The organism is Microbispora sp. CSR-4 (assembly GCF_008033685.1).
In the GTDB taxonomy this organism is placed as follows: Bacteria; Actinomycetota; Actinomycetes; order Streptosporangiales; family Streptosporangiaceae; genus Microbispora.
Map to the genome: position 1 here is coordinate 19,574 of NZ_VJVX01000063.1, position 25,973 is coordinate 45,546.

Sequence of the window (25,973 nt, forward strand, 5' to 3'; positions counted from 1 at the left end):
GTAGAACTTTATCGGTCGTCCATTCGTCTCGAGTCGCCCCGGGGGAAGCAGATGGATCCGCTCGAAGACGTGCTCGCGCTGCTGGGCACCAGAGCGCACCTGTCCACGGGAATGACGGCGGGCGGCAGCTGGGCGGTGCGCTTCGAGCCGCCGGACGGCGTGAAGTTCAACACCGTCCGGCGCGGCCGGTGCTTCCTGAGCGTCGAGGGCCTCACCGCCCCGATCGCTCTGGAGGAGGGCGACTGCTTCCTGCTGACGCACCCCCTCGCCTTCACGCTCTTCAGCGATCCTCACGCCGTCCCGGTCGACGCCGGACCCCTCTGGACGGCCGCGGGAGACGGCCTCCCCCATGTCGGCGACGGCGTGGACACGTTCCTCCTCGGCGGCCGCTTCTCGTTCGGCGACCGCGCGCGGGTGCTCCTGCTCGACGGGCTGCCGCCGGTCATCCACGCGCCCGCGGGCACCGGCGAGGCGAGCGCGGTGCGGTGGGCCCTCGAGCAGATCGACGCCGAGTTGCAGGGGCGTCCGATCGGCTCGACGCTCGTGGCCGAACATCTCGCCGTGGTCATGCTCATCCACATCCTGCGCCTGCATCTGGCCCGCGAGCCCCGCGCGGGGTCGGGGTTGCTCGCCGGTCTCGCCGACCCCGTGGTCGCGGCGGCCCTGCGGTCCATGCACGCCCGGCCCGCCTACCCGTGGACCGTCGCGGAGCTGGCACGGGCCGGTGCGGTGTCCCGGTCCACCCTCGCCGCGCGGTTCAAGGAGACGGCCGGCCTCGGTCCCCTGGACTACCTCACCCGCTGGCGGATCGAGCTCGCCGCCCAGCGCCTGCGCGTCAGCGACGACACGCTCGCGACGATCGCCCTCGCCGTCGGCTACGGCTCGGAAAGCGCCCTCAGCACCGCGTTCAAGCGGATCACCGGCACCTCTCCGCGCGAGTATCGCCGTCGCTGCGCGGGCGCCGCGGCCGTCGAGGCCGCCCCGGGCCCCGCATCCCAGGCCGCCGGCTGACCCCCCGCATGCGGCGGCCTCGACAGGCCGAGGAGCAGGACGTCCGCGAGCGGCACGGCCTGCCCTGCCCAGTGCGGGCGCCCGGCCCGCCACCGCGGGAGACGCGCCTGCCGGAACGGGGACCGGGCACCCGGCGTGCGATATTGGCTGTGTCATGCCGGTGACATCGCCTCTCCGCCTTGCCCGAGCCGCCGCCTTCACCGCGGTGTGCCTCGGCCTTGGCGTGCTGGCGCACCTGTTCAACGGCGGCATGGTCGCCCCCGGCGCGCTGGCGCTGGGCCTGCCGGCGGTCTTCGCCGCCGCGCTGCCCCTCTCGGGCGGGGAACGGACGCTGCGCTCGATCCTGCCGCTGCTCGCGGCCCTCCAGGCCGTGCTGCACGTGCTGTTCGCCCTCTCGTCGCCCATGGCGTCCAGCGCACACGTCCTGTCCGGGCACGTACTCACGGGGCAGGCCATGGCCGGTCACGCGCACCTCGCGCCGGGCATCGGAATGCTGCTCGGTCACGGCTGGGCGGTGGTGCTGACGGCGGTGTGGCTGGCCAGGGGCGAGGCCGCCCTGTGGGCGCTGCTGCGACGGCTCGCCGTACGGCTCACGCGGATCGCGGCCGATCCGGCACCGCCGGTGTTCGCACCGCCCGCGTCGCCGCGTCCGGACGAGCCGAGCCTGCCGCGCTCCCTCGCGCCGCGTCACTGCGTCACCCGGCGCGGCCCGCCGGGCCTTCTCCAGCCGTCCGCCTGAGACGGCCCTCCTCACCCCGCTCCCGGCCGCGTACGGCCCGGGAGCGTCGTCAGCGATCTTTACCGGCGGAGCATGCCCGCGCATGCCCCTTCGGCGTCGGCGACCGGTCATGCCGGGCCGCCCGGCATCGCCGGGGACGGCCCGCACGGTCCGCCGCGCACGGCCTGCCTCGCATGGCTTCCGACGCCTGGTCTGCCTAGCACGGCCTGCCACGCCTGGCGTGCCGTGCACGACCTGCTTGCGGGCTCCTGCCTTCGCACGCATGGGGACGACGCCGCCCGCATGCCCGCCGGACGACCGAGAGAAGGCTTCCGCATGACCATCACGACCATCAACCGCATGCTTCCGGCGGCGCTGGCCGCCCTCCTCGCCGCAGCGGCCTGTGCCGCGCCGTCCGGCACGCCAAACGGCGCTCCCTCCGGCACCCGACCCGACACCCTGTCCGGCGCCCTGTCCGGCGCCCTGTCCGGCGCCCTGCCCGACACTGGGGCCGCCACCGCCGCGCCGGCCGCGGCGCAAGACCCGGCCGCGGCGGCTGCCCCACTGTCGATCATCGACCCGTGGGTGAAGACGGCCCGCTCCGGGATGAGCGCCGCCTTCGCCACGCTCGTCAACACCACCGGCGCAGCGGTGACCGTCGTCGCGGCGAGCACTCCCGTCTCCCCGTCCGTGGAGCTGCACGAGGTCGTCGGAGACGGCGGCACGACGACCATGCGCCGCAAGGAGGGCGGGATCGTGATCCCGGCCGGTGGCCGGCACGTGCTCCAGCCCGGCGGCGACCACATCATGCTGATGAACGTCCGCACGGCCATCGAGCCCGGCACGGAGGTGCCCTTCACGCTCACCCTGAAGGGCGGCAAGACCGTGTCCTTCACCGCGGTGGCCAAGGACTTCGCCGGCGCCAACGAGTCCTACGCCCCTCATGAGTGAGAGCGGACTTCCGGCGGGACGGCGGCTGACCCGGCGCGGCCTGCTCGCGGGCGGGGCCGTCGCCGCCGCGGCGGCGGCCTGCGCCCCGGTCTCGGCCGTACAGGAGGCGGCAGGGCGGGCGTCTGCCGGGCGGCAGACGCCCCTCCCCGGCGGTGCGGCCGTCGAGCCCTTCCACGGCGTCCACCAGGCGGGCATCGCGACGTCTCCGCAGACCTTCGCGGTGTTCGCCGGGTTCGACCTGCGGCCTGGGACCGACCGCGCGGCGCTCGCGCGCCTGATGCGGCTGCTCACCGACGACGCGCGGCGGCTGACGCGGGGCGAGCCCGCCCTCGCGGACACCGATGCCGAGCTGGCGCTGCTGCCCGCGCGGCTCACCGTCACGTTCGGGTTCGGCCCCGGGCTGTTCGAGGCGGCCGGGGCCGGGCATCTCGCGCCACGGCCGCTTCCGGCGTTCAAGGTCGACGCCCTTCAGCCCCGCTGGAGCGGCGGCGACCTGCTGGTCCAGGTCTGCGCTGACGACCGCGTCACGCTGGCGCACGCGCTGCGCGTGCTCGTCAGGGACGCCCGCTCGTTCGCGACCGTACGGTGGACGCAGCAAGGCTTCCGGCAGAGCCCGCAGGTGCGCGCGCCGGGGACGACCCAGCGCAACCTGATGGGCCAGCTCGACGGCACGGTCAACCCCCGGCCGGGATCGCCGGACTTCGACCGGGCCGTGTGGGTGCGCGACGGGTGGCTGCGGGGCGGCACCACGCTGGTGCTCCGTCGCATCCGGATGGACCTGGAGAAATGGGATGCCGCGGACCGGGCGGCCAAGGAGTTCAGTGTCGGACGGCGGCTGGACACCGGCGCGCCACTGACCGGCCGGGCCGAGGCCGACGAGCCCGACTTCGCCGCAGTCGGCCCGTCGGGCCTGCCGGTGATCTCCGAGTACGCGCACATCCGCCGGGCCCGGGTAACCGACCCGGGCATGCGAATCCTGCGCCGGGCCTACAACTACGAGGACGGCCTCAGCCCGGAGGGGCGGCCGGACGCCGGTCTGCTGTTCGCGTCCTACCAGGCCGACGTGGAGCGGCAGTTCGTCCCGATCCAGCGGCGGCTCGCGGAGGTCGATCTGTTGAACCAGTGGATCACCCCCATCGGGTCGGCCGTCTTCGCCGTACCGCCTGGGTGTGCCCCTGACGGCTGGATCGGCGAGACTCTTCTGTCCTGACCGCCCCGCGTCCTGATCGCCAGCCCTCACCGCCCAGTCCTGACCGCCCAGTCCTGACCGCCCAGCCCTGACCGCCGCGCCTGCGGCGGGCACGGCCGGGATCACGGGGCGGGATCACGGGGCGGGATCACGGGGCGGGATCACGGGCAGGGTCCGGGCTGGGCCCGGCCGCGGGGCTCGCTCGGAAGGAAGGGCCCCTCCCGGCCGCCGGGTCCGCCCCGGATCTGCTCAGGAGAAGGGAGCCCCTTGTCGGCCGCGCTGCCGACAAGGGGCTCCTGTGTAGTGGCCGCCGACCCGAAAGCGTTCCGGGCGGCGGCAGGGCGGATCAGCCGCGTGAGCGGCGCAGCGCTGTGACGCCCGCCCCGGCTCCGACCAGTCCGGCGACGAGGCCCAGGCCGCCGAGCACCAGGGCCGGGGTGTTGTTCCCGCCCTGGTCCTCACTCGCCACAGCCGCGACGACGGGGGCCGCGGCCGGCGAGGCGGGGGCCTCGCCGTCCTCGTCGCCCTCCCCCTCCTCGGCAGCGACCAGCTTGAGCGTCGGCGCGGGGTGGTCGGGCTCGGACCCATCGGCCTTCGGCGCGTCCGCCCACTTGACGACCTCACCGTTCGAGTAGGTCTGGACCGTGGGGAACGCCAGCGTGTCGACACTCTTCGGCAGCGGGCCGACCGACACCTCGAACTCCTGGAACTGGCCCGACCCGACCTTCCCGCCGGACCAGGTGATCTTCAGCACCGACTCGGTGATCGTGTCGCCCGCGTCCGAGACGACGGGCTTGGGCAGCTTGCCGCGGGTGAGCTTGACGTCCCATCCGGGCACCGGGCGAACCGAGACGAACGGCAGCGGGTTGTCGGTGGGGAAGTCGACCTCCACCTTGGTGGTCGAGGCGTTGTCACGCTCGTTGGGCACCCGGAAGGCGAGCTTCGTCCAGGAGCCCTTTACGGCGGTGCCGGGGTTGACGGTGACATGGGCGAGGGCGGGCACGGCGAGACCGATGGTGAGCGCGAGGGCACCGGCCGTGACGGTGGCCGCACGACGGACGTACGAGGTCATGGGGTTCTCCAGTCGTCTGCGAGATTACGGAGGCGCACGAGCATGGCCCTCTGGGAACTCGCGGGTCCCGTGGGGAGATACGCGTCGCTCGCGCGTGAAGCTCAGGAGACGAGGAGAAGCGGCGGCCCGCGGCGATTGACCGCGTGCCGCAGCACGACCGCGGCGCGGGGTGCGCGCATGGAGCCCGGCGCCGCGGGCGGACGGGGACGTCCGGTGCCGGCGAGATCGGCCCCCCGCAGCGCCAGCAGCGCGCGTGCCAGCACGGCCACCGCCCGCAGGCAGCGGACCGCCCTGGCGCCGGCCGCGCGCAGCACGGACCACAGGGTCTCCTCGCCGCGCGACAGCCACAATCCGGTGAGCAGCGCCGCGGTGAGGTGGGCGGTGAACATCCCGGTCTGCGCGGTCAGGCCGCCGTGCCAGGTGGGGTACGACGCCGCGCCGGATCCCGTCAGGTCGAGGAGGACGTGCAGGAACGCCTGGGCGCCGACGAGCAGGCCGATGATCGCCTGGGGTGACCGTTCCCGGCCCGCCGCGACGGCCGCACCGGCCGTCACCGTGAGCATCCCCGTGAGGAGCGCGGCGGGCGTCGGCCCGCCTCCCCCGGCGAACCGGTGCGCGCCGACCGCGAGGAGCACGCAGACGGCGGAGAAGGAGGCCGACCGCAGGAGCCGGAAGGAGAGCGTGGCGCGCATGACGCGGGGATTGTCTCACCCCCCGGCGATCTCGGCCGGTCCACCGCCGATCTTGCGACCCAGCACGGCGAGGCGTGCCACAAGATCTCGAACGGCCCGCGGTGGTGCGGGATGGGACGCGGCGCGGCGTTGGCGTGCGTCGCCGCGCTCCATCGCGCGGCGACCCGCCGATCGTGCCGCTCGCCACAAGGGACGGACCCCGCCGGCAGCGGCCTGCGTCTCGTGTCCGGCCCTGTGAGACATGCGCGAACGGATCGGCTCGCCCCCGGCGCCCCTGAGAGACCCCCGGCATCCTGCGAGACCGGCGCCCCTGAGAGAGCTCCGACACCGGCCCCGAAGGGTGTTGAACATTTCAGCCCGACATAACGGCTAAATCCTGACATCGAGCGGTTTCGGACGTTCCTGCCGTTTGGGGGCTCCCCAGAAGACGACCTTTCGGCCATACTCGCAAGTGATCAACGAGCCGAGGACGCCGACGATGACACCTCCCCCGCGCCACCGCGGCGTAGTCGTCCCCGCCGTCGCCGCGACGGCGTTCGCCCTGCTGGGGCTCGCCCTGTGGTTCGGCGGCGGCAGACCGCAACCGGCGATCCAGGGGCTGCCCTCCCCCGGCGCCCTGACCACCTGGGGCCTGCCTGTCATACGCCTCGTCCACGACGCCTGCGCCGTCGCCACGGTCGGGACCCTGCTGGCGGCCGTCGTGCTGGCCCCCTCCAGCGGCCGGACCGTCATGCGGGCGGCCGGGGACTGGGCGCTCGGCTGGGCGGCGAGCGCGGCGGTCACCGAGGTCCTGACGCTGTCGGACTTCCTCGGGCTGCCTCCGGGCGACGCGCTGCGCTCCGGCGCGCTGCCCGCCTTCCTCCTCCACATCCCGCAGGGCCAGGCGTTCCTCACGGTGACGCTCGCGGCCCTGGCGGTCGCCGGAGGGACGCTCCTGCCGGATGGTCCCGTGCTGCGGCTCACGCTGCTCGCGGTGGCGCTCTTCGCGGTGCTGCCCCCGGCGTACGTGGGCCACTCCGCCTCGGCGGCCGACCACAACCTCGCCGTCCTGAGCCTGATGGCGCACGTCGCGGCCGTCGCGCTGTGGATCGGCGGCCTGTACGCCCTCGTGGCACACCTGCGCGCCGCGCCCGGGCTCACGGTCGCCGTGCGCCGTTTCAGCACGCTCGCGCTGGGCTGCTTCGCCGCCGTCGGGGCGTCCGGCGCCCTCAACGCCTGGGTGCGGCTCGGCTCGCTGCCCCTGCTGTGGCAGTCGCGCTATGGCCTGCTCGTGCTTGCGAAGATCGCCGCACTGGTGGTGCTCGGCTGGTTCGGGTGGCGGCACCGGCGCAGGACCATCGAAGCGATGGACTCCGGCGGCGCCCGTGCGCCGTTCCTCCGCCTCGCCTGCGGCGAGATCGCGGTGATGGCCGGCACGCTGGGCCTTGCCGTCGCGCTGGGACGCACGCCCCCGCCGCCCACCGAGACGGCCGTGCACCAGCACGACGCCCTGGGCTACGCCCTGCCTCCCCTCACCCCGGGCTCGCTCGTCACCGAGGCGCGGCCCGACCCGATCGCGCTGCTCCTGCTGGCCGCCGCCCTCGCGGCGTACCTGTCCGGCGTACGGCGGCTGTCGCGCGCCGCCGGAGAGGACGGGCGGTGGCCGGCCGGGCGGACCGTCTCCTGGGTGGCCGGTCTGGCCGTGATCGCTTATGCCACCTCGGGAGGCGTGGCGGCGTACGCGCCCGCGCTGTTCTCCGCGCACGCGGCGCAGTATGCGCTGCTCGGCGCCGTGGGCCCCGTGCTGCTCGTGTTCGGCGCCCCGGTGACGCTGTGGCGGCGGGTGCGTCCGGACGCGGACCCCGGCCACGGTCCCGTCGGCCGTGCGCTGTCCCACCCGGTGACGGCGCTGGCCCTGTACGCGCTGCCCTATCCGGCGCTGTATCTGACCGGCCTGTTCGGGGACGCCCAGCCGAGCCTCGCCCTGCGGCTGGCCGCGCAGACGGTGGTGACCATCACCGCGGTGCTGTTCCTCGCGGTGGCCGTCGGCGTGGACCCGCTCCCCCACGCGATCCGGCCGCAGGTGCGGGCCTGGATGCTCGCCGGGGCTATCGCCGTACGCGCGTGGACGGGCCTGGTGGTGCTGGCCGGGCCGGCGCAGGCGCCGGAGTGGTACGCGGCGCTCGGGCTGCCGTGGGCGCCGGAGCGGGCGGCCGACCAGCGGCTGGGGGCGCAGCTCGGCACCGGTGTGACCGCCGCCGTCCTCGCGGGCCTGCTCGTGCTGCTGCTGGTCCGCTGGCGGGCGGCGCGGCACAGGACCGCCGCCGCCACCCGCTCAGGCAGGTCCGTGGGCGCCCGCTGACGGGCATCCCGGGAAGGCCCTCCTGGGAAAGGCCGGGGCGGCCTCTCGGGAAGGTCAGCGGCGGCCGCGGGGGGCGCCGTCGCGGTCCCTGCGCACGATCGGCTTCCTGCCCTTGATCGTCGTGCGGCGCAGCGCCGTGACCACCTCGTCCACCGCGCCGTCCGGGATCTCGACCAGGGTGAACCGGTCGGCGATCTCGATCGCCCCGATCTCGCGCCCGCTGACCCGGGTCTCCCCGGTGATCGCGCCGACGATGTCCTGGGGACGCACGCCCGCGCTGCGGCCCGCGCCGACGAAGACGCGGCTCATCGCGCCGCCCCCGCGCCGTCCGCGCCGCTCGTCGCGGCCGGACCTGTCGTCGCGCGGTCCGCCGCGTTCGGCCCGCTGCGGGCGCGGCGTGACCTCGGGGATCTCCTCCTCGTCCGCGGCGGCGCCGGTCGACTCGTGGGCGAGCTTGACCGCCGCGAGCGCGATGTCGACCAGGTCGAACTCGTCGGCGAGCGTCTCGACCACCACGCGGAAGCGGTCGAGGTCGCCGTCCTCCATGAGGCTCTCCTGCAGGGCGGCCCTGGTCAGCTCCAGCCGCCGGGCGCGCAGGTCGGCCACCGTCGGCACCTTCTCGACCGTGATCTTGCTGCGGGTGACGCGCTCGATGGTCTTGAGCATGCGGTGCTCACGCGGCTCGGCGAGCGTGATCGCGACGCCCTCGCGCCCGGCCCGGCCCACCCGGCCGATGCGGTGCACGTACGACTCGGGCGCGGACGGCACGTCGTAGTTGATGACGTGGGTGAGCTGCTCGATGTCGAGGCCGCGCGCGGCCACGTCGGTCGCGACGAGCAGGTCGGCCGTCCCGCTGCGCAGCCGGCCCATGACGCGGTCGCGCTGCTCCTGGCCCATGCCGCCGTGCAGGGCCTCGGCGCGGTAGCCGCGGCCGTTCATGGTCTCGGTGAGGCTGTCGACCTCCTCACGGGTGCGGCAGAAGACGATCGCCGCGGTGGGGGCCTCCACGTCGAGCACGCGGCCGAGCGCGGCCGGCTTGTACGCCCGCGTCACGATGTAGGCGCTCTGCCGGATCAGCGGGGCCTCACCGGCGGCGGGCTGCTCCCGCTCGATCCTGATCCGCACCGGCTCGCGCAGGTGACGGCGGGCGATGCCGTCGATGCGCGGCGGCATGGTCGCGGAGAACAGCACGGTCTGCCGGTCCTCCGGGGTGTCCTGGAGGATCGCCTCGATGTCGTCGGCGAAGCCCATGTCGAGCATCTCGTCGGCCTCGTCGAGGACGACCATGCGCAGGCCCTTGAGCGGCAGGGTGCCCCTGCCGATGTGGTCGAGCGCCCGGCCCGGGGTGGCGACGACGACGTCCACGCCGCGCTCCAGCGCCCGCAGCTGCCGCCCGATCGGCTGGCCGCCGTAGATGGGCAGCACCCGCGTGCCGAGGTCGCGGCCGTAGCGGTGCATGGCCTCCGACACCTGTACGGCCAGCTCGCGGGTGGGCACCAGCACCAGCCCCGCGGGCTCGCCGCCGCCGTTCTCCATGGCCGCCGGGTGGAGGCCGGCGTGCAGCCGCTGGAGCATGGGCAGGGCGAACGCGGCGGTCTTGCCCGTGCCGGTCGCGGCCTGCCCGAGGAGGTCGCGGCCCTCCAGAAGCGGCGGGATGGCCTCCCGCTGGATGGGCGTGGGCTCCTCGTAACCGAGACCGGTCAAGGCCTTCAGGAGCTCGGGGCCCAGCGCCAGATCGGCGAATCCGGGTCCTTCGTCGGTCTCGTTCTCGACCATGTCCTGCTCCTGGTCCTGCTCTTGGTCCTGCTCCTGGTCCCGGCCTGTGGCGGGGCGAATGTGCACGGGACGACCCTATGGTCTTTCCGCCCTTACCCCGAACGCCGCCCCCGGCACGCGGCCCGGCGCACCGGTGTGTGCCACGGTGGGCCGGGCCGCGTGCCGCCGCCCGTCTGAAGGCCGTCAGCCCAGGTCGCGGGCGCTGCGCAGCAACGTGGCCAGTTCGGTCACGGCGGGGTCGTCGGTCCGCGCCGCCAGGCGGTCGGCCTGGTCGATCAGCTCGCCGAAGCTCCACGTCCCGCTCTTCCCGGACCACCGGCCGCGCAGGTGCTCGGCGAAGTCGGCGGCCACGGCGTCCACCTGGAGACGGACGGAGGCGCTCCCCCACAGGGCCGGGGCCAGCGCGAACACGTCGACGCTCCGGTCGGCCTCGGACGGCCGCCGGGTGTCGGGGTCGAGCCAGCGCACGGTGGCGGTGGCGAGCCGGCCGTCGGCACCCGGGCGCAGGTGCACCCGATAGAGCGCGGTGACCGAGTGGCCGGGGCCGATCTCCCCGCCGTCCTTGCTGTCGTCGCGGAAGTCCTCCGAGGTCAGCGCGCGGTTCTCATATCCGAGGAGCGCGTACGACTCGACCGCCGAGGGATTGAAGGTCACCTGCGCCTTGGCGTCCCGGGCACGCACCTCCAGGGTGGTGGTGAGCCGTTCGGTGAACGCCTTGCGCACGTCGTCTTCGGTGGAGACGTAGACGGCCGCGCCGTCGCCCCGGTCGGCGAGCTGCTCCATGAGCTCGTCGCCGTACTCGCGGCCGACGCCCACGCACAGCAGGGTGATCTTCTTGCCGGCGTGCTCGCTCACCCGGCCGAGGATGGTCTGCCAGGCGATGTCGCCGGTGTTGGCCAGGCCGTCGGAGAGCAGGACGACGCGGTTGGTGGCGTCCTGCCTGAAGGAGCCGGCCGCGAGGCGGTATCCGGTCTCGAGGCCGTCCGCCAGGTTGGTCGATCCCCCGGCGTTCAGCCTGTCGATGGCCTCATGCAGCTCGGACCGGCGGGTGACCGCCGTCGTCTCCGCGATCACCTGGGCCTCTTCGCGGAAGGACACGATGGACACCTGGTCGCCGGGCACGAGCTGGTCGACGAGCGTGTGCAGCGCCCGGCGCACGAGGTCGAGCCTGCCGGGCTCGGCCATCGACCCGGAGACGTCCACCACGAAGGTGAGGCTGACGGGCCGCCGCTCCGACGGGTCCGGCTCGCGGGTCTGCAGGCCGACGCGCAGCAGCGCCGTCCTCCTGTCGGGCATCCTGGCCCCGTCGATGTGGACGGCGAAGCCGTCGTCCTCCGGCTCCGCGTAGTCCTGGCGGAAGGCGTTGACGAACTCCTCCGTACGCACCTGCCCGGGGTCCGGCAGGCGTCCCTCCTCCAGGGCACGGCGGGCGTAGCCGTAGGAGGCCGTGTCGACGTCGAGGGCGAAGGTCGACGGCTCCTCCGCGCTGTGCGCTCCCTCGTCCCGGTCGAGAGCGGACGGCTCGTCACCGGTGTCGTCGTGCCGGGCGGAGTCGGGGACGCCCGGCGGGGCGACCGGTGCCCGGGCCCCGGCGTCCGAGGCGGACGGCACGCCGGAGCAGGCGGCGACGAACAGCAGGGCGATCATGGTCAGGGCCGCGAGGATCGGGCCGGATTTCTTCACATGCGCCTCCAAGGTCGGTCCACTCCCTAGGACGGACCCCGGACATCCGCACGCCGCCTCGGACATCCAAGTGAGGGCGAACCGTGCCCGCCTCGTGATCATCGACGCCCGGCGCGTCACGGCTGTCCCAGAAGTCGCTTTCCGCACCGGCCCGGGAACGCATACCGTGTCATAGTGGATCTTCGGGAGCTGAGACGGGCCAGGTTCGCGGTGTCGGTCATGTTCGCCCTGCACGGGGCGGTGACCGGCGGCTTCGCCTCCCGCATCCCCTGGGTCCAGGACCATGTCGGTGTGGGGCCGGGCGGGCTCGGGCTCGCCCTGCTCGCGCCCGCGGCCGGGTCCATCCTCGCGATGTCGACCGCGGGCCGCCTCACGCACCGGTTCGGCGTGCGGGCCGTCACCCGTGCCGGGATCGGCCTGTGGTGCCTGTTCCTCGCCCTGCCCCCGATGGCGCCGGACCTGCCCCTGCTGTGCGTGGCGCTCCTGCTGTTCGGCGCGGTGGCCGGCATCGCCGACGTCGCGATGAACGCCCAGGGGGTGGAGGTCGAGCAGCGGCTCGGCCGTTCGATCATGTCCGGGCTGCACGGCATGTGGAGTGTGGGGACGCTCGTGGGCGGCGGCGTGGGCACGCTGGCGGCGAGCGCCGGCCTCGACGCCCGGCTCCATCTGGGCGGCATGGCGGTCGTGCTGTTCCTCGTGTCCCTGGCCGCCGGACCGCCGCTGCTCGACCTGCGGGCGGGTGAGGACGTGCCGGCCCCGCCCCATTTCGTGCTCCCGCAGCGCGGAGTGCTCGTCATCGGGCTGGTGGGCTTCTGCGCGGTGTTCGCCGAGGGCGCCGCCCAGGACTGGTGCGCCGTCTACCTCCGCCAGGTCGCGGGCGCGTCGCAGGCGGTGGGCGCCGCGGCGTACACGGCCTTCGCGTGCATGATGGCCGCGGGCCGGCTGTGCGGCGACGCCGTGGTGCGGCGGCTGGGGCCGGTGGCGACCGTGCGCGGCAGCGCGGCGCTGGCGGCGCTCGGCGGGCTGCTCGTCGTGGTCTCCCGGACCCCGGTGCCGGCGGTCGCCGGGTTCATGCTGATCGGCGTGGGGATCGCCGTGGTCGTCCCGCTGGTGTTCGCGGCGGCGGGCAACGTCGGGTCGTCGCCGAGCGAGGGCGTCGCGGGCGCGGCCACGGTGAGCTACGCGTCGGGGTTCGTCGCGCCGAGCGCCATCGGCGGGATCGCCACGCTGACCGAGCTTCCCGCCTCGTTCGCGCTGGTCACCGTGCTGCTCCTGGCGGTCCTGCTGGGCGCGGGCAGGCTCGCGCCCCCGGCCCGGGAGGCCGTCCAGGCGGCCTGACACCGGCCGGGCCCGCCGTACGCGTTTCCGCCGTACGGGCGTCTGCCGGAAGTGTCCGGGAGCGTACGCTGCGGGCCAGGTGACGGCCCAGGGACTGGGCGGGGCGCTCGACGGCGCGGTAGGTCAGCGCGGAGCAGGCGAGCACCACCCCGAGCAGCAGGACGCCCATGACCAGGCGTTCGGTGAGGGAGAAGCGGGCCGGGTCCGTCGTCAGCCGCCGGAGCACCTGCACGGCGAGGGGATGCAGCAGATAGACCGAGTAGCTGATCAGGCCGAGCCCCACGAGCGCGCGCGGCATCCGCCGGCGCCGCAGAAAACGGGCGGCGAAGAAGGTGGCCCAGGCCGCCGCGACCGCCGTGGACCAGCCCCAGGTGAACGCCAGCGCCTCGTCGTCGGGCATGCCCCAGCCGGGGCCGAAGGCCCACGCGGCGGCGATGGACGCCACCGGCACGCACGCCAGCGCCCATCCGCTCCTCTTCCAGCGCAGTTGTCCCTGGTCGAGCCGGTAGAGCACGGTGCCGGCGAACATGGTCGCGAGGATGGCGAGGCTCTCCCAGGCCCCGACCCGGCTGTTGGCGCCGAGCAGCACGAGAGCCAGCACGGCGGCGGCCGCGGTGCCGCACACGCGCAGCCGTCCGCGGAAGGCCAGCGACGCGGCCGCCACGAGCAGCACGACCGCCGTGATCACCACGACCTGGGCGGTGCCCGCGCCTCTCGACAGCGCGCCCGCCGGAAGCAGCCCGCCCACGGTGACGGCCGCCGCCGCGAAGGCGAGCATGCCGATGGCGCCGACCCGGTGCATGCCGGTGCGGCGCCCGCCGGCACGGGGCGCCCCCGCGTGGTGCGCGCCCAGCACGAACAGCGCGGTCACGAGCAGGTAGAAGACCATCTCGTACGACAGCGTCCAGAACACGTTGACGACGCTGACCACCTGGAGGAGGTCCTGCAGCATGGTCAGGTGCGCCAGGGCCGAGATGCCCGGGTTGTCGGCCAGCTGGTCCGGCAGCGTCGCGTACACGCCCACCGCCCCGAACACCGTCCCGGCCGCGGCGGCGACGAGCCACAGGGGATAGAGGCGGAAGACCCGGGTGATCCAGAACCCGCCGACGCTGCCGCGCCGTTCCAGCGAGACCGGCACCACGTAGCCGCTGACGAGGAAGAACACGAGCACGCCATATTGGCCGAAGTTGAACCACTGGCTCGCGCCCGCGCGCACCTCGGGAAACAGGCCGTCGAGGCAGTGCTCGAACACCACGACGAGCGCGGCCACGCCGCGTAACGCGTCCAGCCATCCCTGTCGCGGCGCCGACGACGACGGCTGCGACCGCGCGGGTGACGCCTCCTCCCTGAGACGGGTCCGGTTCCTTTCCACGGCATCGACGAACATCCGGTCAGGGTAGAGGGTCAACCTGGGTGAAACGTAAACACTCCCTGAACGCCGCCGCGCTCAGGGAGCGTTCACCTGCCTCTATGCCAGATCCGCCCTCTATGTCAGGTCCGCGCGATCGCGCGCGCCGGCGGCCGCTCTCCAGTCCCCGCCCGGCTACGAGGCGGCCCTCTCGGCAGGCGCGGAGTCATCGGCGGCGGTTCCGGCGCGGGGCAGGACCCGCAGGACGGCCTCACGTGACCCCGTGACCCGCAGGCCCCGCTCCTCGGCTTCGGCGAGGCCGAGGCCGCCGCTGAGCAGGGCCAGGACGCGGGGCGGCGGGCCGGTGACGGTGGCGTCGGCGTCCGGGTCGGCGCCCAGGCGCATCGAGACCCGGCCGGCGTCGGCGTCGATCACCACGGACTGGTCCCCGGCGCGGATCTGGATCGACGACGCCGGCCGGTCGGGCTCGTGGTCGGCGAGGAACATCCGGACGGGCAGCCGCAGCCAGTGGCCGCGGAAGGCGTCCTCGGGCCGGTGGTCGCGCATCAGAGGCACGCCCCAGCGGCCGAGCGCGTCGATCACCGGCTCCAGGCCGGCGCCGCGATCGGTGAGCCGGAACAGGGTGGCGGCGATCGGCGGCGGAGCGTCCTCGCGTTCCACGAGACCGGCGGCCTCCAGCTCGCGCAGGCGGTCGGCCAGCAGGTTGGTGGCGATCCCCGGCAGCCCCGAACGCAGGTCGGTGTAGCGGCACGGGCCACGCGACAGGAGCTCGCGCACGATCAGCAACGTCCACCGGTCGCCGACGACGTCGAGCGCTCTCGCCACGGAGCAGTACTGACCATAGGAACGCATGACCACAGCCTACCAAGCGACTTGAAACAATCACGCTGTCGCTTGACTTTCTTGTCTAAGAACTTTAGAAGTGCGTCATGACCAATCGTGAACGGCGGTCGGCCGCGAGCACGTCTCTCGGCCCGCCGCCCGTGGCTCCGGTCCCCTTCGCTCCCCCGCAAGCGCGCCGTTCGCCGGCAGGCTCGCGCAGCGCGTCGGACCCGGGCTTGTCGGCGGCGCGGGCGCCGCGACCCTCCGCCCTCGCATTCATCCGGCGCCCCGGCGGGGCGGGTTTCCTCGGAGGTTCCCGATGAACGAAGAGATCGCGGCGCTGTCCCGGGCCGCCACGTGGCCGAACGCCGACCGGCGCGTCAGGATCGTGCTGGCCGCCCAGTTCACGGCGGCCGGCCTCGACGCGGAGGGGTTCCGGTTCTTCGCGGAGCTGTCGTCGCGGACGCCGGGCGACGGGCTGCTGCTGGCGCTCGCCGGCGCCTTCCAGTCCCGGCTGGACGGCCAGGCCGAGGCGGCGATCGCCAAGCTCGACGCCGCCACCGAGCTGGACCTCGGGCTCCCCCACTACTACCGCGGGATCTCCCTGGCCGGCCTGCCCGGGTGCGCGGGACGCGCGGAGACCGTCGTCGCGGACCTGGAGTTCGTCCTCATGGTCAGGGACCAGTTCCCGCCGGGCTTCATGCGGCCCGTCCACGCGGCGCTGTCACACGCGTACGAGCTGCTCGGACGCGCCGAGGACGCCGCGCGAGCCCGGGCCCGGGGTGGTCATCTGATCACCGGCTACTGGGCGAATCCCGGGGACGGGTTCCGTTTCGTCCCCCCGCGCCTGGTCGAGCACGCTCCGGGCGTCCACGTGGCGCAGGGCTACGACTTCGCCGACGTCGGCTTCGTCGTCACCGGCACGGGTGTGGTCGCCGTCGACGCGGCGAGCACGCCGGGGCACGCGGCCGCGGCGCTCCGCGCGCTCCGCGAGGTCACCGAGCTGCCCGTCACCCACGTGATCCTCACGCATGCCCATCTGGACCATGTCGGCGGCCTCGACGCCCTCACTGCCGACGGCGCGATGGTGATCGCCCAGGCGAACTTCCCCCGCGAGCTCGCGCTGCAGAACTCCGGCCCGCCGCCGCTGGGCTACTACCTGCCCCAAGGCCACGGCCGCCAGGCCCACGTCGCCCCCGGCCTGCTGGTGGACGCCGTGGAGAAGCTGACCATCGGCGGCGTGGACTTCACGCTCGTCCCGATCGCGGGAGGGGAGACCGACGACGGGCTGGTCGTCCACCTCCCCGGCCTGGACGTGGCCTTCGTCGGCGACATGTGCATGCCCTATCTCGGCTCGCCGACCCTCGCGGAGGGCTCGCCGCAGGGGCTGTTCGACGCCATGCGGACGGTCATGGACCTGCGGCCGCGCACGCTCGTCCACGGGCATCCGGCGCTGACCGAGAACTTCCCCGTCGAGGCGTTCCCCGGCCTGCTGGCCGCACTGCGCGACCTGGAGCGGATCACCATCGCTGCGATCTCGGACGGTCTGACGCTCGCCGAGATCCTGCGGCTCGGCCACCTGCCCGACGTCCTCCGGGACCATCCCGCGGCGGTCATGCCGTACCTGGTCAGCCGTGACACCTTCGTCCAGCGGGTGCATCGCCTGCGTACCGGCTACTGGCATCACAGCGGCGAGGGCGTCGAGCAGTTCACCTCCGCCGAGCTGTCGGCCGCGCTCGACCTGCTGGGCGGCCGGAGCGCCGCGGCCTTCGCCACGGCGGGGCGGGAGCTCGCGCGGCGCGGCGAGCATCCGCTGGCCCTGCACCTCGTCGACCTGGGACTGCTCAGCCATCCCGGCACTCCCGAGCTCGCCGGCCTGCGGCAGAGCCTGCTGGAGTCGATGGTCGCGCGCAACCAGCTGCTCGACCCGTTCAAGTTCATGCACTACGCCGCACGCGCCGGCCTCGAACTGGACCCGGCCGGGTGACGGGCCGTAGCGACACCGCCTCGTGAAAGTTTCGGCTCGTCCTGCCCCGGCGGGCGGCCGGGGCCGAGGTCATCGCGCACGGGCCGGCAGGCGGGCGGGCCGGGTCTTGATCGCGTTGCCGGATCGTGTCTAAGGTCCAGGGAGCCCCGAAGCCGAAGATCGGCACTCCGTCCCCGTGACCACGTGACGCCCGACGCTTCGCCCGGCTCTGCCCATGGCCACGCCCGACCGTCCATCCCCCAGGTGAGGCACCCATGAGACGCATCCGCGCGTGGTTCACGGCCCTCGGCACGACCATCCTGCTGATCGCCGGGCTGTTCGCGCCCGCCACGGGGTTCGCCGCCGCCGTGACGCTCCATCCCGGCGTCATGTGGTACGACACGGCGGGCAACCGGCTGCAGGCGCACGGCGCCGGGTTCTTCAAGGTCGGCTCGACCTACTACATGGTGGGCGAGGACAAGAGCGCCGGCGCCACGTTCACGGCGGTCGCCTGCTACTCCTCCACGGACCTGGCCACCTGGACCCGGGTGGGCAACGCGCTGAGCCGGCAGGGCAGCGGCGACCTCGCCGCCGGGCGGATCGTGGAACGGCCGAAGGTGATCTACAATTCGGCGACCGGCCAGTACGTCATGTGGGTGCACATCGACAACTCCTCCTACAGCGACGCGCGGGCGGGCGTGGCCACCAGCCCGACGCCGTGCGGGCCGTACACCTACCGCGGCTCCTCGCGTCCGCTGGGATTCGAGAGCCGGGATCTGGGCCTGTTCAAGGACGACGACGGCACGGCCTATCTGCTGACCGAGGACCGCAGCCACGGCCTGCGCATCGACCGGCTCTCCGCGGACTACACCCAGGCGGTGAGCACGACGGCGGTGCTCGCCGACCTGGAGTCTCCGGCGATGGTCAAGGTGAACGGACGATACTTCCTGTTCGCCTCGCACCTGACCGGCTGGTCCACCAACGACAACGCGTACGCCACCGCGACCTCCCTGTCCGGGCCGTGGAGCGGATTCACCACGTTCGCCCCTCCCGGCAGCCGCACGTTCGACTCCCAGACCTCCTCCGTCGTGCCGGTGACGGGTTCGTCGGGCACCACGTACCTCTACGTCGGCGACCGGTGGAACCCGAACGACCTCAACAGCTCGACGCCCGTGTGGCTGCCGCTCACGATCAGCGGCTCCACCGCCTCGATGAACGCGTTCTACGACTCCTGGACCATCGACGCGGAGACCGGCACCTGGGCGGCCCCGCAGGCCCCGCAGAGCTTCACGCTCGTCGGCGCCCAGTCGGGGCGCTGCCTCGACGTCGCCGGCGGCGCCGCGACCAACGGCTCGACCGTGCAGATCTACGACTGCCACGGCGGCGCCAACCAGAAGTGGTCCCTCACCTCCTCCGGGGAGTTGCGCACGTTCGGCGGGACGAAGTGCCTGGACGTGTTCGACCAGCGGACCACGGCCGGCGGGACGGTGGGCATCTGGGACTGCAACGGCGGCGCCAACCAGAAGTGGACGGTCAACTCCACCGGCACCATCGTCGGAGTCCAGTCCGGCCTGTGCCTGGACGTGAACGGCAACCAGACGGCCAACGGCACCAAGGTGCAGACGTGGACCTGCAACGGCGGCGCGAACCAGCGCTGGACCCGCGGCTGACGCTCCCCGGCCGCTGCCGGCGACCAGCGCGGTCCCGGTGACGTACGTGCTCGGCTCCCGTGGTTCCCCGCCGTCGGCGGGGAACCACGGGGCCGGCTACAGCGACCTCCGGCTACAGCGACCTCCGGTTACAGGGACCTCCGGCTACAGCGACCTGAGGAAGGCCAGGCCGTCCGTGGCGAGGGAGTCCTGGGTCGGCGCGAGCGGCCGCCAGATGGAGGCCGCGGTGGCGATCGTCTGGTTGTGGGCGGTGAAGGACTCGAAGACGAGGGGGCCCGTATAGCCCACGTCACGCAGGGCCTGGGTGAAGGCGGGCCAGTCGAAGCGGTCGGCGCCTGGTGTGCCCCGATCCGTTCCGCAGACCTGCACGTGCGCGATCCGGCCGGCCGCGGCGAGTACGGCCTGCGCCGGATCCTTCTCCTCGATGTTCATGTGATAGACGTCGAGCGCCAGGCCGCATCCGCCGGGCAGTGCTTCGAGTGCCTGCTCGACGGTGTTGAGCAGACTGGTCTCGTAACGGTTGAGCGGCTCCACCGCGATCGTCACACCTCGCTCGCCCGCGTAGCCGGCCACGGGCTCCAGGTTGTTCCGGAGCTCGGCGTAGACCGTCCGGCGCTCGTCGTCCGACATCCGCCAGGTCCTGCCGACGGAGGCGTAGGCGGGCCCGCCGATCACCGGGGAGCCCACGACGGCCGCCACGTCCACGCAGTGCCGCAGGTAGTCCTGGGTCTCCTCGACGACCCCGGCCGTGGCCGCCACGAGCTCCCGCCCCGGCGGCATGACCAGCACCACCGACGCCTTCAGCCCGTGCTCGGCCAGCAGCGCCGCGGCCTTGTGGGGATCCCAGTCGCCGGGCCGCTCCACCGGCAGCTCGATGACGTCGAACCCCCAGGCCGCGATCCGGGGAACGAGGGACGCGAGATCGTCGTCCGTCAGCGGCGACACCCACACCCACGTGTTCACTCCGAGAGGGAAAGCGCTCACCCCTTCTTACCGCCCCACTGCTCGGGGAATCCCGGCATCCCCTCACAGCCGCACAGCGCGTAGTGCAGCGGCGGCATGTTCGGCTGCAGGTAGCGGTCGAGGGTCTCCTGCGTGATCTTGGGCTGCGGCAGGTTCCACACCTTCGGCACCTCCTCACCCTTGAGGATCTTCAGGGCGGCGATGATCGGTGTGCGCCACTGGTAGGTGGGGTACGTGGGAGCGACGGCGGTGAGACCGTCGTCCTTCCACTTGCGCAGGAAGTCCTGCTGGTCTTCCCCGGTCATCGGCGGGACGGGCATGCCGGCGTCCTCGAACGCCTCGGCGACGGCCACGGATGTGGCTCCCGAGTCCATCCAGACGCCGTCGAGCTTGCCGTGCCGCTGGATGTAGTCGTTGACGATGCCCTTGGCCTTGGCCGCGTCGCCGTCGGTGAACTCCACGCCGACGACCTGGAGGCCGCTCGCGTCGAAGGCGACCTTCGCCGCCGACCAGCGGGTCTCCAGCACGTCCACCCCGGGGCTGATGCGCAGCGCCAGGATCTTCCCGCCCGCCGGGACCTTCTCCACGAGGAACTCGGCCGCGTCGGCGCCGAACGCGTAGCCGCCGATCGGCTTGATGAACGTCACCGGGCAGTCGGTCTCGACGCCCCGGTCGAAGACGATGACCGGGACCTTCTCGCAGGCGGCCTTGACGGCCGGAGTGAGCGTCGCCGTGGTGTTGGGCGAGACGATCAGCGCGTCGCAGCCCTTGGCCTGCAGCTCGGAGATGTCGGAGATCTGCTTGTCGTCCTTGCCCTCGGCGTCGAGAGCGGTGAGCTTGGAGATCTCCTTGTGCAACGCCACCTCGGCCTGCATGGTCTTCCAGCCGACCTGCCGCCAGGGATTGTCGACCGCCGCGTTGGAGAAGCACAGGTTGTAAGGCCCGTCCTTCTTGTAGTCGGCGGTGGAGACCATCTCCGGCGCGATGGCCTGCTCCCAGGGCTTGTCCGCCGGCCCCTCCGGCGTCTGCGAGCGCATCGCGAGCTGAGCGTCGTAGTCGGCCTGGACGAAGAACTTGGACTGCTCACCGGTTCCCGAGGCCGGCGCCGCCGAAGCGGCCGCGGTCTGCGCCGTGTCCGCGCCCGTGTCGGCGGCCGTGGTGGTGCTCGGCTTGTCGCTGGTGCAGCCGCCGACGGCCAACACCGTCAGAGCCGAAGCGGCGAGGATGAGCGGTCTACGAAACCGCATGGGCGTCTCCTTTAACTTTCGGGGCATCGAGGAAGGGAAGACGGATGGCTCCTGCCGCGACGGCGGCGATGAGGATGACGCCCTGCACGGTGAACTTCAGCGCCCCGGAGACGCCGTACAGGTTCAGCAGGGTGAACAGTGCCTCCAGGGTGAACGCCCCGGCTATCGCGGCGATGACCGTGCCGCGGCCACCGCCGAGGACGACGCCGCCCAGGACGACCGCGGTGATCGCCTGGAACTCCAGCCCCTGGCCGACCTGAGCGGACACTCCGGCGAACCCGCCGAGCAGGATTCCGGCCACCGCGGCGGACAGGCCGGAGAGGATGAAGGCGATGATCCTCACCCTGGTGACCCGTACGCCGGACAGGGCGGCCGCGCGCTCGTTGTCGCCGATGGCGATGAGCGTCCTGCCGAAGTTGGCCCGCATCAGCAGCACGGCCGCGACGGCGACGACCACGAGGATGAGCACGGCCCATCCGGTCTGCCTGCCGAACATGCGGAAGGCTTCCGAGAGCGCGCCGCGCGGCGCGCCGCCCGTCCACAGGAAGACCGCGCCGGACAGCACGAGCATCATGCCGAGCGTGGTGATGAACGAGGGCACGCGCAGGAGTGTCGTCACCGCGCCGTTGACCAGACCGACGACCAGGCCGAGAACGATCAGCAGGGCCAGCACCGGCCAGGTCGCCGCCTCGTCCCCGTCGATCAGGCGGGCGGCGACGACAACCTCGACGGTGACCAGCGATCCGACCGACAGGTCGAACTCGCCGGCGACGATCACCAGGTACTGCCCGGCGGCGAGGATGACCAGGGGCGCGGCGCGCCTGACGAAGGACAGGAACCCGGCAGGCTCGATGAAGAACGGGTTGACGATCGCGATGGCGGCCAGCAGCACCGCCAGCACCGCGAGAATCGGCAGCGCACGCTTCACGTCCGCCTCCTTCCGACCAGGCCCGTACGCCGGGCGTAAACGGCGACGGCGACGACGATCACCACGCCTCGTACGACGTCCTTGAAGAAGGAGTTCACTTCCAGCTGGTTGAACACGCTGTCCAGGACGGCGAGCAGCAGCACGCCGCCCACGGTGCCCGCGACCCCGCCTCTGCCCCCGGCCAGCGCGGTGCCGCCGAGGACGACGGCGGCGATCGACTCGAGGTCGTATCCACCGTCGGTTCCCACGGTCGGGGCTCCGGCGCCGAGCCTGCTGGCCAGCAGCAGTCCCGCGATGCCGGCACAGAGCGAGCACAGCACGTGCGTGACGACGATCACCCGGTCGGTGCGGATGCCGGACAACCTGGCGACCTCGACGTCACCGCCGACGGCGTACACCCGGTAGCCGTACTTGGTCCGTCTGAGCAGGAACCAGGCGACGAAGGCGACCGCGGCCCAGAGCAACGCCGAGACGGGCACGGGGCCGAGCCGGTCGTAGCCGAGGTGCTGGAAGGACTCCGGCACCCGGCCGGCCGGGCCGTCGTAGAGGTCGCTCAGGATTCCCTTGATGATCAGCGAGACGCCGAGGGTGGCGATGAACGCGTGCACGCGCAACTTGCTGATCATCAGGCCGTTGACCAGCCCGACCAGTGCGCTCACTCCCATGACGGCGACGACCGCGAGCACGATGTTGGAGTCCTGGCCCGCCATGGTCACCGCCGCGACCAGCGAGGTGAGGCTGATCAGATAGGCGACCGACAGGTCGAGCGATCCCGCCATGATGGCCAGCGTCTGGCCCACCGCGACGATCCCGAGCGCCGCCGAGCGCTGCTGGATCCCGACGATGGTCTCCAATGTGAGGAACTGGCCGCCGTCCACGGCCACCAGCGCCCAGCCCACGAGGATCACGCCGGCCAGTGCCAGGAAGACGACACTCGTGGGGTTCGCCAGCGCGGCGAACCTGGCCCTGCGGCCGGCGAGCACGTTCGGGGTCATGCGGACACCTCGCCCGCGGCCAGGCTCATGATGGCCTCCTCTGAGGAGCCCGCGGGGAGGGTGCCCGCGATGCGGCCCTCCCGGAGCACGACGATGCGGTCGCTCATGCCGATCAGCTCGGGCAGCTCGGAGGAGATCATCATGATCGCCATGCCGTCCTCGGCCAGCTCGCGCATCAGGTCGTGGATGGCCGCCTTGGCGCCCACGTCGACCCCGCGGGTGGGCTCGTCGAACAGGAGCACCTTCGGGGCGACGGTCATCCACTTGGCGAGCACGACCTTCTGCTGGTTGCCGCCGGACAGGTAGCGAACCTCCTGCTCCTCGCGGGGCGGCTTGAGCCGTACACGTTCCAGCAGGTCCCGCACCCCGCTGCGGCGAGCGCCACGGCCCATCGCGCGGGTCACGAGCAGGGCGTTGTCGCGCACCGACTGACGCAGGGCCAGGCCCTCGCTCTTGCGGTCCTCGGTCACCAGGCCGATTCCGGCCCGGATCCCCTCGCGGACCGAGCGCGGGCGCACCGGCGTCATCTCGCCCCGGGTGAACGGCTCGGCGCCGAACAGGGCCTTCGCCAGCTCCGATCGGCCGGATCCCTGAAGCCCTGCGATGCCGACGATCTCTCCCGCGTGCAGCTCCAGGTCGATGTCGTGCAGCCGGTCGTTGCCGCCGCCGGTGACCCGGAGCCGTGTCTCCCCGGCCGAGGTGGAGCGTGGCGGGAAGTAACCGTTCAGATCGCGCCCGACCATGAGGCGGACCAGATCCTCGGACGTGACGTCCCCGGTGGCGACCGTCGTGACCAGCTTGCCGTCCTTGATGACCGTCACGTGATCGCTGAGGTCGAACACCTCGCGAAGCCGGTGAGAGATGTAGAGCACGGCGATGCCTCGCTCCTGCAGGCGCCGCACCAGCCGGTAGAGCAGTTCGACCTCGTGCTCGGCCAGCGCGGCGGTGGGCTCGTCCATCACGACGATCCGGGCGTCGAGCGACAGCGCCTTGACGATCTCCACGACCTGCTGCTGAGCGACCGACAGGCGCTTGACCGGTTGCCGGGGACCGAAGGAGTCCTCACCCAGTTCGGCGAGCAGCCGGGCGGTCGCGGTGTCCATCGCGGTCCGGTCGACCAGGCCGCGCCGCATCGGTTCCCTGCCGAGGAAGACGTTCTCGGACACGGTCCGCTCGGGCAGCAGGTTGAACTCCTGATAGATGATCGCGACGCCGGCGCGCTGGGCGTCCAGCGGATGGCCGAACGACACGCGCCTGCCGTCGATCTCGATCGTCCCCTCGTCGTGTGCGTGCACTCCGGCGAGGATCTTCATGAGCGTGGACTTGCCCGCCCCGTTCTCCCCCACGATCGCGTGGACCTCGCCCGGCACGACCGCGAGGTCGACTCCGGACAACACCCGGACGCCGAAGAAGCTCTTGCCGATGCCCGTCATGGTCAGCATCGGGTCTACTCCGCCGCGGGAACGGAAGGGAGAAAAGCCTCACGGATTCGCGTGGCGTGGCCACCCGCGGAGGCGAAGTGAGCAAGGGCCCGGCTATTGCCGTACCGCTGGGTCTGGATTCCCGGCTCGGGCACGCCGTTAACACAGGTCATAAAACTCGCTCCCGGCCCGGCACCTTGTCTGAGAGTGTCAGAACTTTAGGTGCGCCGCCTACATAGTGCCGCGAGCGTATACACGACTTATGACTTTGGTCAAGCAAAAGGGGAGTAGGGTAAAACATAAGGAAACGTCGAGCAGTAAGGAGTGCCAGTGGCTCAGGGCATGCCCGGTGGGACCGGAGCGGGAGCACTACTCTCGATCCTCCGTGACGGGCGAGCGCGTACCCGCGCTGAGCTGGTCCAGCTCACTGGTCTGTCAAGAAGCGCGGTGTCCCAGCGGATCGACGCTCTGCTGCACCAGCGCCTGATCCTGCCCTCCGAGGACACGACTCCATCGGGCGGCAGGCCCGCCACCGCCTTCTCCTTCCACCGTGAGGCCCGCATCGTGCTGGCCGCCGACCTCGGTGTCACCCACGCCAGAATCGCCGCCAGCGACCTCGGCGGGGCCGTCCTGGCGGAACGTGCCGCCGACCTGCGCATCGACCGCGGACCCGTGCCGACCTTGAGCTGGGTTCTCGACACCTTCCGGGAACTGCTCGCCGAGTGCGGCCGCCCGCTGTCGGACGTGTGCGGCGTCGGCGTCGGCCTCCCCGGCCCCGTGGACCACGCGAGCGGCACGGCGGTCAGCCCGCCGATCATGCCGGGCTGGGACGGCTTCCCCGTGCCCGGCTGGCTCGGCGAGCGGCTCGGCGTCCCGGTGCTCGTCGACAACGACGTGAACATCATGACGCTGGGCGAGCACTGGGCCGTCCACCCCGAGGTCGAGCATCTGATCTTCGTCAAGGTGGGCACCGGCATCGGCTGTGGCATCATCGCCGGACGCCGGCTGCATCGCGGGGCCCGAGGCGCCGCAGGGGACATCGGCCACATCCGCATACCCACCATCGACCAGGTGCAGTGCCGCTGCGGCTACGTCGGCTGCCTGGAGGCCGTGGCAGGCGGCGCGGCTCTGGCCGCCCGCCTCCGCGACGCGGGGCTCGACGTCGCCGATGGCCGGGATGTCGTCCGCCTGACAAAGGAGGGCAACTCTCTTGCCATCCGCCTTGTCAGACAGGGTGGCAGAGAGGTCGGCAGCGCGCTCGCCTCGATCGTCAACTTCTTCAACCCCACGCTGATCGTGATCGGGGGCGACCTGGTCGAAGCGGGCGATCACCTTTTGGCGGGCGTGCGCGAAATGGTTTACGGCCGCTCGCTGCCACTGGCGACCCAGAGTCTCGGCATTCGCGCGAGCGAGCTCGGTGACCGGGCGGGCGTCACCGGCGCCGCCGTCATGGTTATCGAGCGCATCCTGGATCCCGAAACGGTCGATCGGTCATTTACTACGTGACTTCTGTCAAATACCGCCTTACCGTCTGACCTATAAATCGGACGTACGCCTCGGAATATCCGGGCCACCCCTCCGGCGGAGGGGTGGCCCTTTCCTTTTCCGCTCCCACCGCCGGTTCAGGACTGGTTGAACAGCGACAGCGTGATGGTGGAGTGGTATTCGCCGGCGGCGACGTCGACCGGGGTGCGCAGGGCGAGGTCGGCGTTGACCTGGGAGGTGCCGATCTCGTCGGCGGAGTTGGCGGTGGAGACCAGCAGCTCCTGGCCCTCCAGACCCACCGTGGGAGCTCCGGAGCCGTCGGAGATGACGCTGGAG

The 25,973-nt window shown here is 72.6% G+C and carries 21 protein-coding genes; 9 read left to right on the top strand and 12 right to left on the bottom strand.

Annotation, left to right across the window (positions count from 1 at the left end; all coding sequences use genetic code 11):
• Nucleotides 1-51: 51 nt before the first annotated feature.
• The 4 genes from FLV34_RS33335 (at nucleotide 52) to FLV34_RS33350 (ending at nucleotide 3,890) form a co-directional block, all read left to right on the top strand.
• Nucleotides 52-1,011 carry an AraC family transcriptional regulator gene (locus FLV34_RS33335; RefSeq protein ID WP_147944985.1) on the top strand — a complete coding sequence of 320 codons (960 nt, stop codon included), beginning with the start codon at nucleotides 52-54 and terminating at the stop codon, nucleotides 1,009-1,011.
• 154 nt (nucleotides 1,012-1,165) lie between these two features.
• Complete coding sequence (locus FLV34_RS33340) at nucleotides 1,166-1,750, top strand: MFS transporter (protein WP_142648825.1); 585 nt, start codon at nucleotides 1,166-1,168, stop codon at nucleotides 1,748-1,750.
• Between the two features lie 315 nt (nucleotides 1,751-2,065).
• Nucleotides 2,066-2,680 (top strand): copper chaperone PCu(A)C, encoded by a 615-nt coding sequence (locus FLV34_RS33345; protein WP_147944986.1) that lies wholly within the window; start codon nucleotides 2,066-2,068, stop codon nucleotides 2,678-2,680.
• Complete coding sequence (locus FLV34_RS33350; protein WP_142648827.1) at nucleotides 2,673-3,890, top strand: Dyp-type peroxidase; 1,218 nt, start codon at nucleotides 2,673-2,675, stop codon at nucleotides 3,888-3,890. Before FLV34_RS33345 ends, FLV34_RS33350 begins: the two co-directional genes overlap by 8 nt.
• A gap of 325 nt (nucleotides 3,891-4,215) precedes the next feature.
• Here FLV34_RS33350 and FLV34_RS33355 read toward each other — a convergent pair whose 3' ends face one another.
• Nucleotides 4,216-4,941 carry a YcnI family protein gene (locus FLV34_RS33355; RefSeq protein WP_142648828.1) on the bottom strand — a complete coding sequence of 242 codons (726 nt, stop codon included), beginning with the start codon at nucleotides 4,939-4,941 and terminating at the stop codon, nucleotides 4,216-4,218.
• Between the two features lie 101 nt (nucleotides 4,942-5,042).
• Complete coding sequence (locus FLV34_RS33360) at nucleotides 5,043-5,633, bottom strand: MFS transporter (protein ID WP_147944987.1); 591 nt, start codon at nucleotides 5,631-5,633, stop codon at nucleotides 5,043-5,045.
• 478 nt (nucleotides 5,634-6,111) lie between these two features.
• On the opposite strand from FLV34_RS33360, the gene FLV34_RS33365 reads away from it, so the two are divergent.
• Complete coding sequence (locus FLV34_RS33365) at nucleotides 6,112-7,974, top strand: cytochrome c oxidase assembly protein (protein WP_142648830.1); 1,863 nt, start codon at nucleotides 6,112-6,114, stop codon at nucleotides 7,972-7,974.
• A gap of 54 nt (nucleotides 7,975-8,028) precedes the next feature.
• Here the strand turns inward: FLV34_RS33365 and FLV34_RS33370 are convergent, their stop codons facing one another.
• Together FLV34_RS33370 and FLV34_RS33375 are read right to left on the bottom strand one after the other, a co-directional pair.
• The gene (locus FLV34_RS33370; RefSeq protein ID WP_147944994.1) at nucleotides 8,029-9,750 is read right to left on the bottom strand and encodes a DEAD/DEAH box helicase; all 1,722 of its coding nucleotides are present in this window, start codon (nucleotides 9,748-9,750) and stop codon (nucleotides 8,029-8,031) included.
• A 183-nt stretch (nucleotides 9,751-9,933) separates the two neighbouring features.
• Complete coding sequence (locus tag FLV34_RS33375) at nucleotides 9,934-11,433, bottom strand: von Willebrand factor type A domain-containing protein (RefSeq protein ID WP_261985993.1); 1,500 nt, start codon at nucleotides 11,431-11,433, stop codon at nucleotides 9,934-9,936.
• 174 nt (nucleotides 11,434-11,607) lie between these two features.
• On the opposite strand from FLV34_RS33375, the gene FLV34_RS33380 reads away from it, so the two are divergent.
• Nucleotides 11,608-12,771 (top strand): MFS transporter, encoded by a 1,164-nt coding sequence (locus FLV34_RS33380; RefSeq protein WP_261985994.1) that lies wholly within the window; start codon nucleotides 11,608-11,610, stop codon nucleotides 12,769-12,771.
• Here the strand turns inward: FLV34_RS33380 and FLV34_RS33385 are convergent.
• Nucleotides 12,692-14,158: an acyltransferase gene (locus FLV34_RS33385; protein WP_147944988.1), complete on the bottom strand. Its 1,467-nt coding sequence runs from the start codon at nucleotides 14,156-14,158 to the stop codon at nucleotides 12,692-12,694. The genes FLV34_RS33380 and FLV34_RS33385 overlap by 80 nt on opposite strands.
• A gap of 156 nt (nucleotides 14,159-14,314) precedes the next feature.
• The gene (locus tag FLV34_RS33390) at nucleotides 14,315-14,992 is read right to left on the bottom strand and encodes a helix-turn-helix domain-containing protein (RefSeq protein ID WP_147944989.1); all 678 of its coding nucleotides are present in this window, start codon (nucleotides 14,990-14,992) and stop codon (nucleotides 14,315-14,317) included.
• A 289-nt stretch (nucleotides 14,993-15,281) separates the two neighbouring features.
• Here FLV34_RS33390 and FLV34_RS33395 point away from each other — a divergent pair, with 289 nt between their 5' ends.
• Both FLV34_RS33395 and FLV34_RS42850 read left to right on the top strand, forming a co-directional pair.
• Nucleotides 15,282-16,949 (top strand): MBL fold metallo-hydrolase, encoded by a 1,668-nt coding sequence (locus tag FLV34_RS33395; protein ID WP_147944990.1) that lies wholly within the window; start codon nucleotides 15,282-15,284, stop codon nucleotides 16,947-16,949.
• A 254-nt stretch (nucleotides 16,950-17,203) separates the two neighbouring features.
• The gene (locus FLV34_RS42850; protein ID WP_147944991.1) at nucleotides 17,204-18,598 is read left to right on the top strand and encodes a lectin; all 1,395 of its coding nucleotides are present in this window, start codon (nucleotides 17,204-17,206) and stop codon (nucleotides 18,596-18,598) included.
• A gap of 144 nt (nucleotides 18,599-18,742) precedes the next feature.
• On the opposite strand, the gene FLV34_RS33405 is transcribed toward FLV34_RS42850, so the two are convergent.
• From FLV34_RS33405 to FLV34_RS33425, 5 genes are read right to left on the bottom strand one after another with little or no spacing between them, the layout of a single operon-like run.
• The gene (locus tag FLV34_RS33405) at nucleotides 18,743-19,561 is read right to left on the bottom strand and encodes a sugar phosphate isomerase/epimerase (protein ID WP_261985995.1); all 819 of its coding nucleotides are present in this window, start codon (nucleotides 19,559-19,561) and stop codon (nucleotides 18,743-18,745) included.
• A gap of 17 nt (nucleotides 19,562-19,578) precedes the next feature.
• Nucleotides 19,579-20,808, bottom strand: coding sequence for an ABC transporter substrate-binding protein (locus FLV34_RS33410; RefSeq protein WP_142648836.1), 1,230 nt, complete (start codon nucleotides 20,806-20,808; stop codon nucleotides 19,579-19,581).
• Complete coding sequence (locus tag FLV34_RS33415) at nucleotides 20,795-21,736, bottom strand: ABC transporter permease (RefSeq protein WP_142648837.1); 942 nt, start codon at nucleotides 21,734-21,736, stop codon at nucleotides 20,795-20,797. The genes FLV34_RS33410 and FLV34_RS33415 overlap by 14 nt, the downstream gene beginning before the upstream one ends.
• A complete protein-coding gene (locus FLV34_RS33420; protein WP_142648838.1) occupies nucleotides 21,733-22,731 on the bottom strand; it encodes an ABC transporter permease in 999 nt (332 codons plus the stop codon). The genes FLV34_RS33415 and FLV34_RS33420 overlap by 4 nt, the downstream gene beginning before the upstream one ends.
• Nucleotides 22,728-24,173 carry a sugar ABC transporter ATP-binding protein gene (locus FLV34_RS33425; protein ID WP_142648839.1) on the bottom strand — a complete coding sequence of 482 codons (1,446 nt, stop codon included), beginning with the start codon at nucleotides 24,171-24,173 and terminating at the stop codon, nucleotides 22,728-22,730. The genes FLV34_RS33420 and FLV34_RS33425 overlap by 4 nt, the downstream gene beginning before the upstream one ends.
• A 426-nt stretch (nucleotides 24,174-24,599) precedes the next feature.
• On the opposite strand from FLV34_RS33425, the gene FLV34_RS33430 reads away from it, so the two are divergent.
• Nucleotides 24,600-25,658: an ROK family protein gene (locus tag FLV34_RS33430; RefSeq protein ID WP_261985996.1), complete on the top strand. Its 1,059-nt coding sequence runs from the start codon at nucleotides 24,600-24,602 to the stop codon at nucleotides 25,656-25,658.
• Nucleotides 25,659-25,774: 116 nt separating this feature from the next.
• On the opposite strand, the gene FLV34_RS40870 is transcribed toward FLV34_RS33430, so the two are convergent.
• The coding region (locus FLV34_RS40870; RefSeq protein WP_222709708.1) for a hypothetical protein at nucleotides 25,775-25,973 on the bottom strand (199 nt) is incomplete at its 5' end.